Raw genomic sequence first — 15843 nt, forward strand, 5'->3', positions numbered from 1 at the left:
CCTGTGACCTTTACCTCAATCTGCCACGAAGCAGTTCCTCATCTGCCCGCGCTGCCGCCGCTTACGGCTTTGCGCCATACCAGCGCGGGGTATAGACCCAAACCCCACCCGCTGCGCGGTCGAAAGTGCAGGTAGTGGAAGACCCAACCAACACCATGGTGCGCATGTCGACCATTTCTGGCAGCAGTTCGGCCAGGGTGACTACCTTCAGTGTCTGCCCCGGCCTACCGATGTCACGGCCAAGGACTACAGGCGTGTTCCCGTCACGGTGGCGGCGCACAACCTCCAGGGCGACACCGAGCTGGTGCGGCCTGGCCTTGGAGATCGGGTTGTAGAAGGCCAGCACCAGGTCGGCCTGGGCAGCCAGGTCCAGGCGCTTTTCAATGATCGACCAGGGCTTGAGGTTGTCCGACAGCGACATCACGCAGAAGTCATGCCCCAGCGGTGCACCTGCCTGGGCGGCGGTTGCCAGCGAGGCTGAAACCCCCGGCAAGATCTGCAGGTCAACGCGATGCCAGGCAGGGTCACTGGATTCGTGCAATGCTTCGAGCACCGCAGCGGCCATGGCGAAAACGCCCGGGTCACCTGACGACACCACCACCACCGAACGGCCTTGGGCCGCCAGTTCGAAGGCATGTCGGGCGCGCTGCATCTCTTCGCGGTTGTCGGTGCAGTGCAGCACCTGGTCGTCGCGGAACGGGCCAGCCATGCGCACGTAGGTTTCGTAACCGAGCACATCTTCGGCCTGCGCAAGTTCGGCCTTGACCGCCGGCACCATCAGTTCCGCCGCACCTGGGCCAAGGCCGATGACCGCCAGGCGACCGCGACGGCGGCCGACCTGCACTACGTCGACCGGGGCAGGCGCCACCGCGACCACGACTTCTTCAAGCGCTATCAACTCGGCATCGGGCACCGCCGCAGCGACCATGCTGGCCACATCGCCAGGGCCGGTGGCAAAGCGCAAGGGGACCCCCAGGGCCTGCGCAGCTTCGTGCAGGGCGCTGTCGGCCATGGTTGCCTCGTCGGCCAGCACGCAGGCTACCGAGGGCTCGGCGATGCCGGCCTGCTGCAGTGCTGCGCGAATACTGTGCAGATTGCCACCTGCAACGCCCACGACCACCTGGCGCGGGTGGATCAGCAGCTCGTCGCGGTTGGCTGGACGCGCCTGATGCCCCACATGGATGGTGCGCTGCGCCGTCTCGCTGGCGGGCAACTGCGCCAGCTGCAGCCACGGTGCGCTACCTTCGATACGCACGGACTCACCTGCCAGCAGGTCGGATACAAAGCGCTTGCCTTGCTCGATATCGGCCAATGCATAGCCCTGCGGCGGGTTCAGCAGGCAAGTACCGAAGCGCAGCTCGCCACTGGTGGTGATGGCCGCGGAAACGCCCAGCGCATCAGCGATTTCCCGCGCCATCACGTTCACCCCACCGAGGCCTCCGAGCAACGGCACTACCGCGCTACCATCCTCGGCCACGGCCAGTACCGGCGGCTCGCTGCCCTTCTCGCAGAGCAGAGCGGCCAGGCTACGGATAACGATACCCGCGGCGCACAACGCAATGATCGGCGTGTCTTGCTGGTACAACCCGCGCAGGGTATCGCCGAACGACACGTACGACTGGTCCGCACCCTCGACACGCCCCTCGAGGCCATGGATCGTGGCCTGCGGATAACAGGCCTGGATACGCTGCGCCGTCGCCAGGCTGCCCGGGCCGAGAATGACGATGGCCGGTGCCCTGTGCATGTTCAGCCCTGCCATTTTTCCCCCGGCACGATGATCAGCGAGAAGTACGGCGACGACTGCGGGTCGACCTGGTCCAGCGGCACGATCTTCTGGTTGGCCATGGTCGCCCGTTCCACATACAGCGCACGCCCATCCAGGCCCAGGTCGGCCAGCACTTCGCGCACCTTGGGGAAGTTGCGCCCAAGTTTCATGATCACCGCTGCATCGGCGTCGGCCAGACGGCGCTTGAGCTCTTCAGCGGGCAACACGCCGGACAACACCGACAGGCTCTGGTTGCGGTACACCAGCGGCGCCCCCAGCACCGAAGCGCCACCGAGCATGGAGCAGACACCGGGAATCACTTCTGCCTCGTAGCGCTGCGCCAGGCGGTCATGCAAGTACATGTAGGAGCCATAGAAGAACGGGTCGCCTTCGCAAATCACCGCCACGTCGCGGCCGGCATCCAGGTGCTCGGCCACCTGTACGCTGGCTTCGTCGTAGAAGTCGCTGATCACTTGCTCATAGGACAGCGGCGCCGGCAGCACTTCGGTGGTGACCGGGTAGACCAGCGGCAGCAGGGTCTGCTCGGGCTGCAGGTGCGCCTCGATAATGCCGAAGGCATTGCCACGCTTGCCCTTGGCCACGAAGTAGCCGACCACCGGCGCCTCACGCAACAGGCGCAGGGCTTTGAGGGTAATCAGTTCAGGATCGCCAGGGCCCACGCCCAGGCCAAGCAGTCGTCCGCGCGGGGCCATCATTCCACCTCCGTGGCCAGGGCGTTGACCGCCGCGGCGGCCATCGCGCTGCCGCCCAGGCGGCCTTGCATGATCACGAACGGCACGCCACGGCTGTCGGCGGCGAGCATGGCCTTGGACTCGGCAGCACCGACGAAACCGACCGGGAACCCGAGGATCAGCGCCGGCTTGGGCGCACCGGCATCGAGCATCTCCAACAGGTAGAACAACGCGGTAGGGGCATTGCCGATGACCACCACGCTGCCCTCCAGGTAAGGGCGCCACAGCTCCAGGGCTACGGCGGAGCGTGTGTTGCCGGCGTCTTTGGCCAGGCCCGGCACGCTGGGGTCACGCAGGGTGCAGATGACTTTGTTGTCAGCTGGCAAGCGCGCCCGGGTGATCCCTTCGGCCACCATGTGCGCATCGCAGAGGATCGGCGCGCCGTTGAGCAGCGCCTCACGCCCGGCCCGGCCGGCACCGTCGGAGAACTGCAGGCCATCGATGGCGTCGACCATGCCACAGGCGTGGATCACGCGCACGGCGAGCTTTTCAAGGTCTGCGGGGATCCGCTCGAGTCGGGCTTCCTCACGGATGATCCGGAAGGAGTTGCGATAGATCTCCTGACCATCGCGGATGTAGTCAATCATCAAGGTGCTCCGTCGGCAGGTCGAGCATGGCGCCTGCTTCATTCAAGGTAAGGTCGGTGGCGCGCAGGGCACCGAAACCCGGCTGGCGCGCATCACGCAGGTACAAGTCGTAACGGCCCGGCGAACGGGCCAGCAAGGTGGCCGGGGCAACATGGGCCACAGCACAGGAACGGGGGCAGCCAGACAGGTGCACGCTGGCCGGCACGCCAGGGCCCAGCAGCGCGGCCAGGACAACGGCGTCAGCCTTGGTCTCGGCAAGGGCCTTGGCGCAGCCGCTGGCACCGGTGCAGGCGCTGATACGCGCCAGGGGTTCGCGGTCGTGGCACAGCAACCCCAGCGCAGACAGTTCGGCCAGGGCCTGATCGATGTGCTGCGCTTGCAGGTTGGTCAGCACCAGGCTTTGCCAGGGGCTAAGGCGCATGCTGGCATCGCCCTTTTCACGGGCAATACGTGCGGCGCCACGCAGCATCGTGGGGGTCAGGCGGCCTTGCGGCGGGGCAACGCCAAGGGCAACACCCTGCGCCTGGGGCAACCTGCCCAACCACGAGGCGCGGTGCTGTTCACGCCGCCACGTGAGCACGGCGGCATCGCGGCGGATGTCCAGGCCGAGCCCAGCGACAAAATCAGCTGGCGGGTACACCTCAAGCAGCTGGCGCATGCGCGTCTGCGTCGGGGATGCCAGATCGAGGAAGCGCTCCAGCACGGCGCGCACCAGCATCAGGCCCTGCGCCAGCGGCACCGCACCGAGCGCCTGGCCCTCTGCCGGGCAACCTGCCAGGCCAAACGCCAGCCAGGTCTGCTGATCCAGGTGCAGGGGCGACAGCCACAGGTCATGGGGGTGTTCGAGCATCGCCAGGCGCTCGCCGGCATCCAGCTGCACAGCGAACTTGGCCGACAGCTGGTGAAAGCGCGGGGTGCCTTCCAACAGGTCGAGGATCTGCCCGGCCAGCGGCCGGGCGTCCAGCAGCATGAGCGGGTCATGCCCGGCCAGCGGGCTGAGCATCACGTTGCGCACATCGTCACCCGCGGCATCGCGTGGTCCCAGGCCGGCTGCGAGCAGTGCCTCGACCAAAGCGCGATGCTCGCTGCCTATGCCGCGAATCTGCAGGTTGCCACGGTTGGTGGCCTCGATCACGCCGCCAGCAAAACGCTCCGCCGCCGCCGCCACGGCTTCAGCCTGCTCGGCCAGCAGCAGGCCACCCGGCAGCTTGATGCGGCAGATACCGCCATCACGGGCACTGACAATGCGCCACAACCCCGGGCAGGCCGAGGGGCGGGGCGATACGTGGGGGGCATGGGCCTGCGTCAAAGGGGCATCCGGCAGTCTGTGAAAATGCGCTTGAGTGTAGAAGGCGCGGTATTATGCCTGCTTTGTCCGGCGGCATGAAAAGCCGGTGGTCGAGCATCCTCGGCGATTAAGTAGAAATTCAGGACCGCGTCGCCTTCTTCGCGGGCTCGCCCGCTTCCACAGGATCACTGCAGGCTGCACAGGCTGCCCTGTATCTGTAGGAGCGGGCTTGCCCGCGAAGGGGCGCGAAGCGGCCCAAAAAATGGCGGATTGAAATACATGACACCCTGGCTGACAGTAGTAGGCATCGGCGAAGACGGCTTCAGCGGCCTGGGCAAACAGGCCCGGCGCGCCCTGCTGGGCGCTGGCCGGGTCTTCGGCAGCCCGCGCCAGCTGGCCTTGCTGCCACGTTGCGTGACCGCTGAACAGCTGTCCTGGCCCAGCCCGTTCTCGCTGGCCCCGGTGCTGGCCCTTCGCGGCGAGCCGGTGTGCGTGCTGGCCAGCGGTGACCCTATGTTCTACGGCGTCGGCGCCAGCCTGGCGCGCCAGGTGCCTGCTGCAGAAATGCGCGTGTTGTCGCTGCCCTCTTCCTGCGCCCTGGCCGCTGCCCGCCTGGGCTGGCCGCTGCAGGACCTGCAGGTGGTGTCGCTGGTGGCTCGCCCCCTGGCGGCGCTCAATGCCCACTTGTACAGCGGCATGCGCCTGCTGGTGCTGAGCAACGATGGCGACAGCCCGGCGGCAATTGCCGCGCAGCTGCGCGAGCAAGGCTTCGGCCCAAGCCGCCTGCAGGTGTTCGAGCACTTGGGGGGCGTGGACGAACGTGCACTGGCCGGCACCGCCCAGGACTGGCCGCACACCGATATCGCGGCGCTCAACCTGGTCGCCATCGAATGCCTGGCTACGCCCGATGCGCCCCGCCTGCACCGGCTGGCCGGGTTGCCAGACGACGCATTCCGGCACGATGGCCAGTTGACCAAGCGCGATGTCCGCGCCATCACCCTGGCGCGCCTGGCACCGCAACCCGGCGAACTTTTGTGGGATGTCGGTGCGGGCTGCGGCTCGATCGGCATCGAATGGATGCGCGCCCACCCGGCATGCCGCGCGCTGGCCATCGAGGCCGACGAAGGCCGCCAGGGTTTGATCGAGCATAACCGCGATGCACTGGGTGTACCCGGCCTGCAACTGATTCGCGGCAAGGCGCCAGCGGCGCTGCAAGGCCTGGAACAACCGGATGCAATCTTCATCGGAGGCGGCGTTACCCGCGCAGGTGTACTGGACCTGTGCTGGGCAAGCCTGCGCCCCGGCGGCCGCCTGGTGGCCAACGCCGTCACCCTGCAAAGCGAACTGGCCCTGGCGCACTTTCGCGAACAGCACGGTGGTGAGCTGACCCGCATCCATGTCGCTCATGCCCAGCCCTTGGGTGCGTTCGACACTTGGCGCCAGGCTCTGCCGATCACCCTTCTCGAAGTACTGAAACCCGCCGATGCGTGAAGAAACCCGCGAACAGCCCGCGCCACTGCGCAGCGGCCTTACCACCGGCAGCTGCGCCACCGCCACCAGCCTGGCAGCGGCCAAGCTGCTGCTCACCGGGCAGCGTGACGATGCGGTGGACATCACCCTGCCCAAAGGCAAGGTCGTGCAGATGCGCCTGGAATTCTGCCGCCTGATCGGCGAGTGCGCCGAAGCCGGCACCCTCAAGGATGCGGGTGACGACCCGGACGTGACCCACGGTGCCCTGCTCTATAGCCAGGTGCGCCTGCTGGCGGAACCTGGCATTGGTTTTGTCGCTGGCAGCGGCGTGGGCACGGTGACACGCCCGGGGCTGGTGCTGGCGGTGGGTGAACCGGCCATCAACCCGGTGCCTCGGCGCATGATCAGTGAACACCTGCAACGCCTGGCCGACGCGTGCGGCTACCTTGGCGGCTTCGAGGTCACGGTCAATGTGCAAGGTGGTGAGCAACTGGCCCTGAAAACCATGAACCCGCGTCTGGGCATCCTCGGCGGGCTGTCGATCCTCGGCACCAGCGGCATCGTCCGGCCGTTCTCTTGCGCGGCCTACATTGCCTCGATCCACCAAGGCATCGACGTGGCCCACACCAACGGCTACACGCACATAGCCGCGTGCACCGGCAATGCCAGCGAAGACACCATGCGCCGCGTCTACGGCCTGCCGGAAATCGCCCTGATCGAAATGGGCGATTTCGTCGGCGCGGTGCTCAAGCACCTGCGCAAGGTACCGGTGCCGCGCCTGACCCTGTGCGGCGGCTTCGGCAAGATCAGCAAACTGGCCGCCGGGCACATGGACCTGCACAGTCGTCACTCCAGCATCGACTTGCCGCAACTGGCAGGTTGGGCCGCAGACATTGGCGCTGACGAGGCGTTGCAGGCTGCCATCAGCGGCGCCAACACCAGCCAGCAAGCGCTCGCCCTGGCTCATGCGGCCGGCATTGCCCTGGGTGACGCGGTGTGTGCCCATGCCCTGGCCTTCGCCCGTAGCGTCGTGCCGGCGCAGGTGCACGTGGAGGTGTTCGCCATCGACCGCCAAGGCGGCATCGTCGGCCAGGCGGGTGTGCAATGACTGCGCGCATCCTGTTGCTAGGGGGGGTCACTGAAGCCCTGGCGATGGCCCGCCAACTCGGGCCTCGACATGTCTACAGCCTGGCCGGTATCGGCCGCGTGCCGCAGGGCTTGCAATGCCAGGTGCGGGTCGGGGGCTATGGCGGTGTCGAGGGCTTGACCCGTTACCTGCGCGAAGCGGGCATCACCCTGCTGATCGACGCCACCCATCCCTATGCCGCGCAAATCAGCCGCAATGCCGCCAGCGCCGCACGCAACGTCGGCATCCCGTGCTGGGCCTTGCGTCGTCCCGCCTGGCAGGCGCAAGCAGGGGACGACTGGCGAGAAGTCGAGGATTGGGCAGGGTTGATCGAAGCACTGAAGCCGTTCCGCAGGCCACTGTTCACGCTAGGACGCGAGCCGCTGCAGCACCTGGACGAGATTCCGCCAGAGCAGTTCTGGACCTTGCGTGCGCTGGAGGCGTGCCCTGGCAACGAGCGCTGTGAAGTGATTGGCGCACGTGGGCCGTTCCATATCGAAGATGAGCGGGCGTTGTTCCAGCGCCGCCACATCGATGTGCTGATCAGCAAGAACAGCGGCAGTGTGGCGACCGAGCCGAAGCTGGAGGTAGCACGGGAGCTTGGCGTGCCGGTGCTTGTCCTGAAACGTCCGGCACTGCCGGAGGTGGACCGGGCATTCGACTCACTGGCGGACCTGGCAACAGCGCTCGCCCTCTAGGCGCTGCCCTTTCGCGACACACAGGCACTCCTACAACGGTTTCAGACTTTTCTTCCAACTAACCCAGTGGCCCGTTGCCGCTCTGCTGCCTTAAACTCGACGCCCCTCCCCCGGAAGGTTTCACCCATATGGAAATGCAATGGTGGATCTGGCTGGTCTTCGGCATCGCGCTGATCCTGCTTGAACTGGTCCTCCCAACGTTCTTCATACTCTGGTTCGGCATCGGCGCCGTGCTGGTCTCGCTTATCTCCCTCGCCGCACCCAGCCTGCAACTGGACATGCAGGTCCTGCTGTGGGTACTGCTGTCGTCGGCCACCACTGTGCTGTGGTTCAAAGTGTTCCGGCGCAAGCAGCCGGATGTGCGCTGGACCGCCGACAGCGTGATCGGCGAAGTGGGCCTGCTGACCGCTCCCGTGTCGGAGTTCCAGAAAGGCCGCGTACGCTTCCAGAAGCCGATCCTCGGCAACGAAGAATGGACCTGCATCGCCGATAGCCAGATCGCCGCCGGCGAGCGGGTACGCCTGACCGCCATCGAGGGGAACACCGCCCGCGTTATCCGGGCCTGAATCCGCATTAAAAGGAATTTTGCAGCATGACCAGCCTCATCGTCGTCGGCGCCATTGCCCTGTTCGTCCTGATCACCGTGTTCAAGGGGGTACGCATCGTGCCCCAGGGCGAGGAGTGGATCGTCGAGCGCCTGGGCCGCTACCACAGCACCCTCAAGCCGGGCCTGAACATTGTCATCCCCTACATGGACGTGGTCGCCTACCGCCTGCCGACCAAGGACATCATCCTCGATGTGCAGCAGCAGGAAATCATCACCAAGGACAACGCGGTAATCGTCGCCAACGCCCTGTGTTTCGCCAAGGTAGTCGACCCGCAGAAAGCCTCGTATGGCGTGCAGGACTTCTCGTTCGCCGTCACCAGCCTGACCATGACCTCGCTGCGCGCCATCGTCGGTGCAATGGACCTCGACGAGGCGCTGTCCAGCCGCGAGCAGATCAAGGCCCGTCTGCGCGATGCAATGTCCGAGCAGACCGAAGACTGGGGCGTGACCGTGCGCTCGGTGGAAATTCAAGACATCAAACCTTCGGAAAACATGCAGTTGGCCATGGAACGCCAGGCCGCAGCCGAGCGTGAGCGCAAGGCCGACGTCACCCGCGCCGAAGGGGCCAAACAGGCTGCGATCCTCGAAGCAGAGGCGCGCCTGCAGGCGGCCAGGCTGGATGCCGAGGCGCAGATCAGCCTGGCCGAGGCCTCGGCGCGCTCGATTTCGCTGGTGAAGGAAGCGGTGGGCAACGAGACCGTACCGGCGATGTACCTATTGGGCGAACGCTATGTGGGCGCGATGGAGAACCTGGCGGGCAGCAGCAATGCCAAGGTGGTGGTGTTGCCGGCTGACCTGCAAGAGACCGTGCGCGGGTTGATGGGCCGCAACAAGGTTTGAGAGTGTCGGGGGCGCAAAGCAGCCCCCATTTCCAGACCACCTGCGTCACTTCACCGCACCCCGCCATTTTTACCTATACTCGGCCTTACAATAGCCACCACGATTCCTGACCGGATCTCTCCATGCCCCCACGTCGGCACATTGCCTGGATAGCCTGCCTTGCAGTGCTGTTCAACCTGCTGGCCATGCCGCTGTCTTCTGCTGCGCCCAAGGGCCCGGCCGAGCAGCTGCTGTGGGGGGCTTTCTGTTCCAGCATGGCCAACAAGGCCAACGTCGACGTTCAGGCCCTGGCCAAGATCGACCTCGGCCCGCAAAGTGACGACAGCGCCGGCATGATGAACTGCTGGTGCTGTTCTGGTGCCGTGCCGTTGCTGGCCCTGCCCGGCTACCCGCCACAGTTGCACAACCCGCCGACACTGCTCAGCGGGCTGCTGCCGCCACCTGCCAAGTACACACCCACGCCCCGCCAGCTCTGGCCTGGGCTGAATCCTCGTGCCTCTCCGCTAGCCTGAGTTCATCACGCTGTCTGCCTGAACCAGAACGGAAACGGAGATTCACCATGCTCAAGCACGCCCTCGTCATGGCCGCCCTGCTGCTGCCTGGCGCCTTTGCCAATGCCCACGAATACAGCGTGGGTGACCTGCACATTGCTCACCCGTGGTCGCTGCAGTTGCCACCCAACGCGCCTAACGTCGCCGCGTATTTCGTGGTGCACAACAAAGGCCAGGCCGATGACCGCCTGCTCAGCGTCGACAGCCCCATCAGCGATGACGCGCAACTGCACGAGCATGCCATGAGCGCCACTGGCGCCATGAAGATGCAACAGGTGCCCAGTGTGGTAGTGCCTGCCGGCAAGGACCTGACCTTTGCCCCTGGTGCCTACCACGTGATGCTGATGCAGCCCAAGGACCGAAGCCTGCTCAGCGACGGCAAACGCTTCCCGTTGACCCTGCACTTCGAAAAGGCCGGCGACATCACCGTTGAAGTGGCCGTGCAGAAGCAGGCGCCAGCGGACCAGCCGCAAGCCCACGAACACGCGCACTGATACCTGCTGACAGGCACGCGCCATGAGCCTGCCGCGCCACAGCATCGGCCGTACCATCCGCCCTGACCTCAGGCGCGCCGGTGGCGGATGGCTGAGCCTGTTCGCCATGTGGATGATCTTCATCGGCCCGCTGATTTCCCAGTCGATGCCGATGGACCACCACGCGGGCATGAACATGCCGATGGACATGCCGATGGCGGCTGCCCATCAGCATGGCGGCGACGCCCATCACGGCCACGGCGGCGATGGCCAGTTGCATGTGATGTGGGAAAAGTGCGGTTACTGCAGCCTGTTGTTCAACTGCCCGGCCCTGCCCCAGGCCCTCAGCCCGCTCAGCGCCGGCAGCATCGTCCCCACCACCCACCTGCTTGCGCCAACGCACCAGGGCCATGCCCGGCAGGCTGTATTCCCTGGTGCGCGCAGCCGCGCCCCGCCTTCTTCGATCAACGTCTGAAACCACATTTTGCGCACGAAGCCAGGAGGCTTCGCGCTAACTCATGACTGATCGACTGGAATCATTATGTCCGGCTGCACCCCTGTTTTTGCCTTGTCCCTGCGTGGGACCATCGCCGCCCTGTGCGGTTCGCTGCTCGCACCCATGGCCCTGGCCGCCGACCCTGGCCATGAAGGCCATGTGCACGACGCACCCGAGCTGAGCCCGACGGTGATCACCGCCGTGGCCCCGAGTTCACCGCTGACCGTGGTCACCAACCCGAAAGACCCGCGCCAGCCAGTGCCGGCCAGCGACGGCGCCGACTACCTGAAGACCATCCCCGGCTTCTCGGCAATCCGTGCTGGCGGTACCAACGGCGACCCGGTACTGCGCGGCATGTTCGGCTCGCGCCTGAACATCCTCACCAACGGTGGCTTGATGCTTGGAGCCTGCCCCAATCGCATGGACGCGCCCACGTCCTATATTTCGCCAGAAACCTACGACCGCCTGACCGTGATCAAAGGCCCGCAGAGCGTCATCTGGGGGCCCGGCGGCTCGGCAGGCACCATCCTCTTCGAGCGCGAACCAGAGAAGTTCGGCACCCTCGGCAGCCGCGTCAACGCAAGCCTGCTGGCCGGCTCCAACGGCCGCTTCGACAAGGTGCTGGATGCCGCGGCTGGCAACAGTCAGGCCTATGCCCGCTTCGTCGGCAACCAGTCACGTTCGGACGACTACCACGACGGCAACAACGACACCGTGCCGTCGCGCTGGGACAAGTGGAACGGCGATGTCGCCCTCGGCTGGACACCCGACCAGGACACCTTGCTGGAACTGACGGCCGGCAAGGGTGATGGCGAAGCCCGCTACGCCGGGCGCGGCATGGACGGCTCGCAGTTCAAGCGCGAAAGCCTGGGCCTGCGCTTTGAAAAGTCCAACCTCGGCGAGGTGCTCGACAAAGTCGAGGCGCAGGTCTACTACAACTACGCCGACCATGTGATGGACAACTACAGCCTGCGCACGCCGTCGGGTAGCGGCATGATGGGCATGCCGATGGTCAGCAACGTCGACCGCCGCACCATGGGTGCACGCATCAAGGCCACCTGGCGCTGGGCCGACGTGCAGCTGATCAGCGGCATCGACGCGCAAACCAACGAACATCGCAAGCGCGGCGGTATGGGTGTGGACGCACACAAGGGCCAAGCCTGGACCAAGGACGCCGACTTCCACAACTACGGCGCCTTCAGCGAACTGACCTGGTACGTCAGCGGCGAGGACCGCTTGATTACCGGCGCCCGTCTGGACCGCGCCTCGGCGCGTGACTTCCGCAAAACCAGCGCCACCGAAGGCGACACCCGTGCCGACACCCTGCCGAGCGGTTTCATCCGCTACGAGCACGACCTTGCAGCCATTCCAGCCACCACCTACATCGGCCTCGGCCACGCCCAGCGCTTCCCCGACTACTGGGAGCTGTTCTCACCCAAGCTGGCACCCGCCGGGGCAGCCAACGCCTTCGACGGCATCAAGCCAGAGAAAACCACCCAGCTCGACTTCGGCATCCAGTACCGCACCGAGCGCCTGGAGGCCTGGGCTTCGGGCTATGTCGGGCAGATTCGCGACTACATCCTGTTCGACTACCGCACCGGCATGATGGGCATGAGCACCTCGCAGGCGCAGAACATCGACGCCCGCATCATGGGTGGCGAACTGGGCGCCGCCTACCAGCTGACTGACAACTGGAAGGCCGACGCCACGCTTGCCTACGCTTGGGGCAAGAACAGCAGTGACGGCAAGGCGCTACCTCAAATGCCTCCCCTGGAAAGCCGCCTGGGCCTGACCTACAGCCGCGATGTGTGGAGCGTCGGCGCACTGTGGCGGCTGGTGGCGGCGCAGAACCGCATTGCCGAAAACCAAGGGAACGTCGTCGGCAAGGACTACGACAAGAGCGCCGGCTTCGGCGTGTTCTCCCTGAACGGCGCCTACAAGGTGAACAACAACCTCAAGCTCAGCGCAGGGGTCGACAACCTGTTCGACAAAACCTACGCCGAGCACTTGAACCTGGCCGGGAACGCCGGGTTCGGCTACCCGGCTACAGATCCACAGCCGGTCAACGAGCCAGGCAGGACCTTCTGGACCAAGGTCGACTTCAGCTTCTGACAACAACGGGCGCAGCTTCGGTTGCGCCTTTCAGCTGGTCAAAAAAGGAGGTTCCCATGAGAGGAACACGCGTCTCTTTCTATAACCTGGCCTGGCGTTGGCATTTTTATGCGGGGCTGTTCGTGGCCCCGTTCATGATCCTGTTGGCAATCACCGGGATCATCTATTTGTTCAAGCCCCAGCTTGACCCGCTGCTGTACCGCGACCTGATGGTGGTCGAGGCCGGCCAGCACCGGCAGGGCGCAGACACGATGCTGGCTGAAGTGCGCCAGGCCTACCCAAAGGGCCACATCGCCCAGTACTTGCCGCCACTGAACGCCGCGCGCAGTGCGCAGTTCGTGGTGCATGACGGCGGGCGCGAACTGAACGTGTTCGTCGAACCATACAGCGGCAAGGTCCTCGGCGAACAGGACGGTAAGCAGAACCTGCAGGCCATCGCCCGCGCCCTGCATGGCGAGCTGATGGTCGGCACGGTCGGTGACCGGCTGGTGGAACTGGCGGCGGGCTGGGGCATCGTGCTGGTGGTATCGGGCCTGTACCTGTGGTGGCCGCGCGGGCGCAGTGGCGCTGGCGTGCTTTGGCCGCGGCTGACGGCACGCGGCCGGCTGCTCTGGCGTGACCTGCACGCGGTAACCGGTTTCTGGGGTTCGGCCTTGCTGTTGTTGATGCTGGTCAGCGGCATGACCTGGACCGGCTTGTGGGGCAAGCAGTACGCTGATTTGTGGAACCGCTTCCCGGCAGCCATGTGGAACGACGTGCCCAAGTCGGACCAGCAGGCGCGTGAGCTGAACAGCGCACACCGCCAGACCGTACCCTGGGCCATGGAAAACACGCCGATGCCACAGTCCGGTGCACACGCCGAGCACGGCGGGCACCACATGATGTCGGACCTGCCCGCAGCGCCCCAGGTGAGCGTGCAGCAAGTCGAAGACATTGCCACTTCGCGTCAGGTCGAGCCGGGCTACAGCATTACCCTGCCCACCACTGCCGACGGGGTGTTCACCATTGCCGTGTTCGCCGACGACCCGCGCAACGACGCTACCCTGCATGTCGACCAATACACCGGCAAGGTTCTGGCCGATGTGCGCTGGCAGGACTACAGCCCGGTTGCCCGCGCCACCGAGCTGGGCGTGATGCTGCACGAAGGCAAGATGTTCGGGGCGCTGAACCAGATCATCATCCTGCTGGTGTGCCTGATGATCCTGCTGGGTTCGGTGAGCGGGCTGGTGATGTGGTGGAAGCGCCGGCCGGACGGCGGCCTGGGCGTACCGCCTTTGCGTCATGACCTGCCACGCTGGAAGGCGGCGGTGGCAGTGATGCTGGTGCTGGGGGTGATGTTCCCGCTGGTAGGGGTGTCGATGGTGGTGATGTGGGGGGTGGATAGTTTGGTGGTGAGGCGCCGCAGGGTCTTGGCCAGCGCTTGAGCCTTGTGTTGCCTGTGCTGGCCTCTTCGCGGGTAAACCCGCTCCTACAGGGGACCGCGTTGCCTTTGTAGGGGCGGGTTTACCCGCGAAGAGGCCGGTACAGGCCAAATGCTGAGCTGCAAATGGAGAGTCGATCTGTCGCGCCCCGAACTGGAACGCGCGTGTTAGCCTAGCCGGCTACCTCTGACAAGAAGACTGGCCTTTACAAGGGAATGCAGCCTATGACGCAAACCTCACCCATAGCGACAGATGAACCGCACCTGCAACGCAACCTGACCAACCGCCACATCCAGCTGATCGCCATCGGCGGCGCGATCGGTACCGGTCTGTTCATGGGCTCAGGCAAGACCATCAGCCTGGCCGGGCCATCGATCATCTTCGTCTACATGATTATCGGCTTCATGCTGTTCTTCGTCATGCGCGCCATGGGGGAACTGCTGCTGTCGAACCTGAACTACAAATCGTTCATCGACTTTTCCGCCGACCTGCTCGGCCCCTGGGCCGGCTACTTTACTGGCTGGACCTACTGGTTCTGCTGGGTGGTCACCGGCATTGCCGATGTGGTTGCCATCGCCGCCTACACGCAGTTCTGGTTCCCTGACTTGCCGCAGTGGATACCGGCGCTGACCTGCGTAGGGCTGCTGCTGTCGCTGAACCTGGTCACCGTAAAAATGTTCGGCGAAATGGAGTTCTGGTTCGCCCTGGTCAAGATCGTTGCCATCCTCGGTCTGGTCGCGACCGGCCTGTACATGGTCATCACCGGCTTCACCTCGCCCAGCGGGCGCACCGCCCAGCTGGCCAACCTGTGGAATGACGGCGGCATGTTCCCCCATGGCCTGATGGGCTTCTTCGCCGGTTTCCAGATCGCCGTGTTCGCCTTCGTCGGCATCGAGCTGGTGGGTACCACCGCCGCCGAAGCGAAGAACCCGGAACGCACCCTGCCGCGGGCGATCAATTCGATCCCGATCCGCATCATCGTGTTCTATGTGCTGGCGCTGATCGCGATCATGGCCGTGACCCCGTGGCGCGACGTGGTGCCAGGCAAGAGCCCATTCGTTGAGTTGTTCGTGCTGGCAGGCCTGCCGGCGGCAGCGAGCATCATCAACTTCGTGGTGCTGACCTCGGCGGCCTCCTCGGCCAACAGCGGCGTATTCTCCACCAGCCGCATGCTCTACGGCCTGTCGCAGGAAGGTGACGCGCCCAAGGCCTTTGAAAAACTGTCGAGCCGTTCGGTGCCGGCCAACGGCCTGTACTTCTCGTGCAGCTGCCTGTTGCTCGGTGCAGTGCTGATCTACCTGGTGCCGAACGTGGTCGAGGCATTCACCCTGGTCACCACCGTGTCAGCGGTACTGTTCATGTTCGTGTGGACGCTGATTCTGCTGTCATACCTGAAGTACCGCAAAGACCGCGCGGCGCTGCACCAGGCATCGAACTACAAGATGCCGGGCGGGCGCTTCATGTGCTACGTGTGCCTGTCGTTCTTCGCTTTCATCCTGGTGTTGCTGAGCCTGGAAGCGGATACCCGTTCAGCGCTGGTGGTGACGCCGATCTGGTTTGTGGTGCTGGCGGTGACCTACCAGCTCGTACGCAGCAGGCGCCATCCCCGCACGGCCGTGCGTAACGGCTGATGGCCTCGGGGGCTGTTCCCACGAAG

At 65.2% G+C, this 15843-nt stretch carries 15 protein-coding genes; 11 read left to right on the forward strand and 4 right to left on the reverse strand.

The genetic code is table 11. The features are described from left to right. Nucleotides 1-61: 61 nt before the first annotated feature. From cobJ to cobG, 4 genes are read right to left on the reverse strand one after another with little or no spacing between them, the layout of a single operon-like run. Nucleotides 62-1759 carry a precorrin-3B C(17)-methyltransferase gene (gene cobJ / locus REH59_RS25755; protein WP_014861024.1) on the reverse strand — a complete coding sequence of 566 codons (1698 nt, stop codon included), beginning with the start codon at nucleotides 1757-1759 and terminating at the stop codon, nucleotides 62-64. Further along, a complete protein-coding gene (locus REH59_RS25760; RefSeq protein WP_026031823.1) occupies nucleotides 1747-2478 on the reverse strand; it encodes a precorrin-2 C(20)-methyltransferase in 732 nt (243 codons plus the stop codon). The genes cobJ and REH59_RS25760 overlap by 13 nt, the downstream gene beginning before the upstream one ends. Next, a complete protein-coding gene (locus REH59_RS25765) occupies nucleotides 2478-3104 on the reverse strand; it encodes a precorrin-8X methylmutase (RefSeq protein ID WP_003249670.1) in 627 nt (208 codons plus the stop codon). The genes REH59_RS25760 and REH59_RS25765 overlap by 1 nt, the downstream gene beginning before the upstream one ends. After that, nucleotides 3097-4428 (reverse strand): precorrin-3B synthase, encoded by a 1332-nt coding sequence (gene cobG / locus REH59_RS25770; RefSeq protein WP_128573758.1) that lies wholly within the window; start codon nucleotides 4426-4428, stop codon nucleotides 3097-3099. The genes REH59_RS25765 and cobG overlap by 8 nt, the downstream gene beginning before the upstream one ends. A 243-nt stretch (nucleotides 4429-4671) precedes the next feature. On the opposite strand from cobG, the gene REH59_RS25775 reads away from it, so the two are divergent. The 11 genes from REH59_RS25775 (at nucleotide 4672) to cycA (ending at nucleotide 15817) form a co-directional block, all read left to right on the forward strand. Further along, nucleotides 4672-5883, forward strand: coding sequence for a bifunctional cobalt-precorrin-7 (C(5))-methyltransferase/cobalt-precorrin-6B (C(15))-methyltransferase (locus REH59_RS25775; RefSeq protein WP_014861027.1), 1212 nt, complete (start codon nucleotides 4672-4674; stop codon nucleotides 5881-5883). Next, nucleotides 5876-6970 (forward strand): cobalt-precorrin-5B (C(1))-methyltransferase, encoded by a 1095-nt coding sequence (locus tag REH59_RS25780; protein WP_004577047.1) that lies wholly within the window; start codon nucleotides 5876-5878, stop codon nucleotides 6968-6970. Before REH59_RS25775 ends, REH59_RS25780 begins: the two co-directional genes overlap by 8 nt. Continuing rightward, entirely contained in the window at nucleotides 6967-7686 is a 720-nt protein-coding gene (locus tag REH59_RS25785; RefSeq protein WP_014861028.1) for a cobalt-precorrin-6A reductase, read from the forward strand. The genes REH59_RS25780 and REH59_RS25785 overlap by 4 nt, the downstream gene beginning before the upstream one ends. Nucleotides 7687-7814: 128 nt before the next feature. Beyond that, a complete protein-coding gene (locus REH59_RS25790) occupies nucleotides 7815-8252 on the forward strand; it encodes an NfeD family protein (protein WP_003249659.1) in 438 nt (145 codons plus the stop codon). A gap of 26 nt (nucleotides 8253-8278) precedes the next feature. After that, nucleotides 8279-9133: an SPFH domain-containing protein gene (locus REH59_RS25795; RefSeq protein WP_012053830.1), complete on the forward strand. Its 855-nt coding sequence runs from the start codon at nucleotides 8279-8281 to the stop codon at nucleotides 9131-9133. Between the two features lie 122 nt (nucleotides 9134-9255). After that, nucleotides 9256-9645 carry a DUF2946 domain-containing protein gene (locus REH59_RS25800; protein WP_017147985.1) on the forward strand — a complete coding sequence of 130 codons (390 nt, stop codon included), beginning with the start codon at nucleotides 9256-9258 and terminating at the stop codon, nucleotides 9643-9645. Nucleotides 9646-9692: 47 nt separating this feature from the next. Then, on the forward strand, nucleotides 9693-10178 hold the full coding sequence (locus REH59_RS25805; RefSeq protein ID WP_004577044.1) for a copper chaperone PCu(A)C: 486 nt from the start codon (nucleotides 9693-9695) through the stop codon (nucleotides 10176-10178). Between the two features lie 22 nt (nucleotides 10179-10200). Next, the gene (locus REH59_RS25810; protein WP_014861029.1) at nucleotides 10201-10632 is read left to right on the forward strand and encodes a DUF2946 domain-containing protein; all 432 of its coding nucleotides are present in this window, start codon (nucleotides 10201-10203) and stop codon (nucleotides 10630-10632) included. A gap of 66 nt (nucleotides 10633-10698) precedes the next feature. Beyond that, the gene (locus tag REH59_RS25815; RefSeq protein WP_004577042.1) at nucleotides 10699-12765 is read left to right on the forward strand and encodes a TonB-dependent copper receptor; all 2067 of its coding nucleotides are present in this window, start codon (nucleotides 10699-10701) and stop codon (nucleotides 12763-12765) included. A 56-nt stretch (nucleotides 12766-12821) separates the two neighbouring features. Beyond that, the gene (locus tag REH59_RS25820; protein ID WP_014861030.1) at nucleotides 12822-14189 is read left to right on the forward strand and encodes a PepSY-associated TM helix domain-containing protein; all 1368 of its coding nucleotides are present in this window, start codon (nucleotides 12822-12824) and stop codon (nucleotides 14187-14189) included. 221 nt (nucleotides 14190-14410) lie between these two features. Then, nucleotides 14411-15817, forward strand: coding sequence for a D-serine/D-alanine/glycine transporter (gene cycA / locus REH59_RS25825; protein ID WP_014861031.1), 1407 nt, complete (start codon nucleotides 14411-14413; stop codon nucleotides 15815-15817). The last annotated feature ends 26 nt before the right edge of the window (nucleotides 15818-15843 follow it).

Origin of the sequence: Pseudomonas sp. BO3-4 (assembly GCF_034044115.1) — a bacterium.
GTDB lineage: Bacteria > Pseudomonadota > Gammaproteobacteria > Pseudomonadales > Pseudomonadaceae > Aquipseudomonas > Aquipseudomonas alloputida.

Coding starts and splice junctions, on each gene's coding strand:
- REH59_RS25790 (WP_003249659.1), top strand. CDS start 7,815: ATGGAAATGCAATGGTGGATCTGGCTGGTCTTCGGCATCGCGCTGATC.
- REH59_RS25760 (WP_026031823.1), bottom strand. CDS start 2,478: ATGGCCCCGCGCGGACGACTGCTTGGCCTGGGCGTGGGCCCTGGCGAT.
- REH59_RS25820 (WP_014861030.1), top strand. CDS start 12,822: ATGAGAGGAACACGCGTCTCTTTCTATAACCTGGCCTGGCGTTGGCAT.
- REH59_RS25805 (WP_004577044.1), top strand. CDS start 9,693: ATGCTCAAGCACGCCCTCGTCATGGCCGCCCTGCTGCTGCCTGGCGCC.
- cobJ (WP_014861024.1), bottom strand. CDS start 1,759: ATGGCAGGGCTGAACATGCACAGGGCACCGGCCATCGTCATTCTCGGC.
- REH59_RS25775 (WP_014861027.1), top strand. CDS start 4,672: ATGACACCCTGGCTGACAGTAGTAGGCATCGGCGAAGACGGCTTCAGC.
- REH59_RS25780 (WP_004577047.1), top strand. CDS start 5,876: ATGCGTGAAGAAACCCGCGAACAGCCCGCGCCACTGCGCAGCGGCCTT.
- REH59_RS25810 (WP_014861029.1), top strand. CDS start 10,201: ATGAGCCTGCCGCGCCACAGCATCGGCCGTACCATCCGCCCTGACCTC.
- REH59_RS25795 (WP_012053830.1), top strand. CDS start 8,279: ATGACCAGCCTCATCGTCGTCGGCGCCATTGCCCTGTTCGTCCTGATC.
- REH59_RS25765 (WP_003249670.1), bottom strand. CDS start 3,104: ATGATTGACTACATCCGCGATGGTCAGGAGATCTATCGCAACTCCTTC.
- cycA (WP_014861031.1), top strand. CDS start 14,411: ATGACGCAAACCTCACCCATAGCGACAGATGAACCGCACCTGCAACGC.
- REH59_RS25800 (WP_017147985.1), top strand. CDS start 9,256: ATGCCCCCACGTCGGCACATTGCCTGGATAGCCTGCCTTGCAGTGCTG.
- REH59_RS25815 (WP_004577042.1), top strand. CDS start 10,699: ATGTCCGGCTGCACCCCTGTTTTTGCCTTGTCCCTGCGTGGGACCATC.
- REH59_RS25785 (WP_014861028.1), top strand. CDS start 6,967: ATGACTGCGCGCATCCTGTTGCTAGGGGGGGTCACTGAAGCCCTGGCG.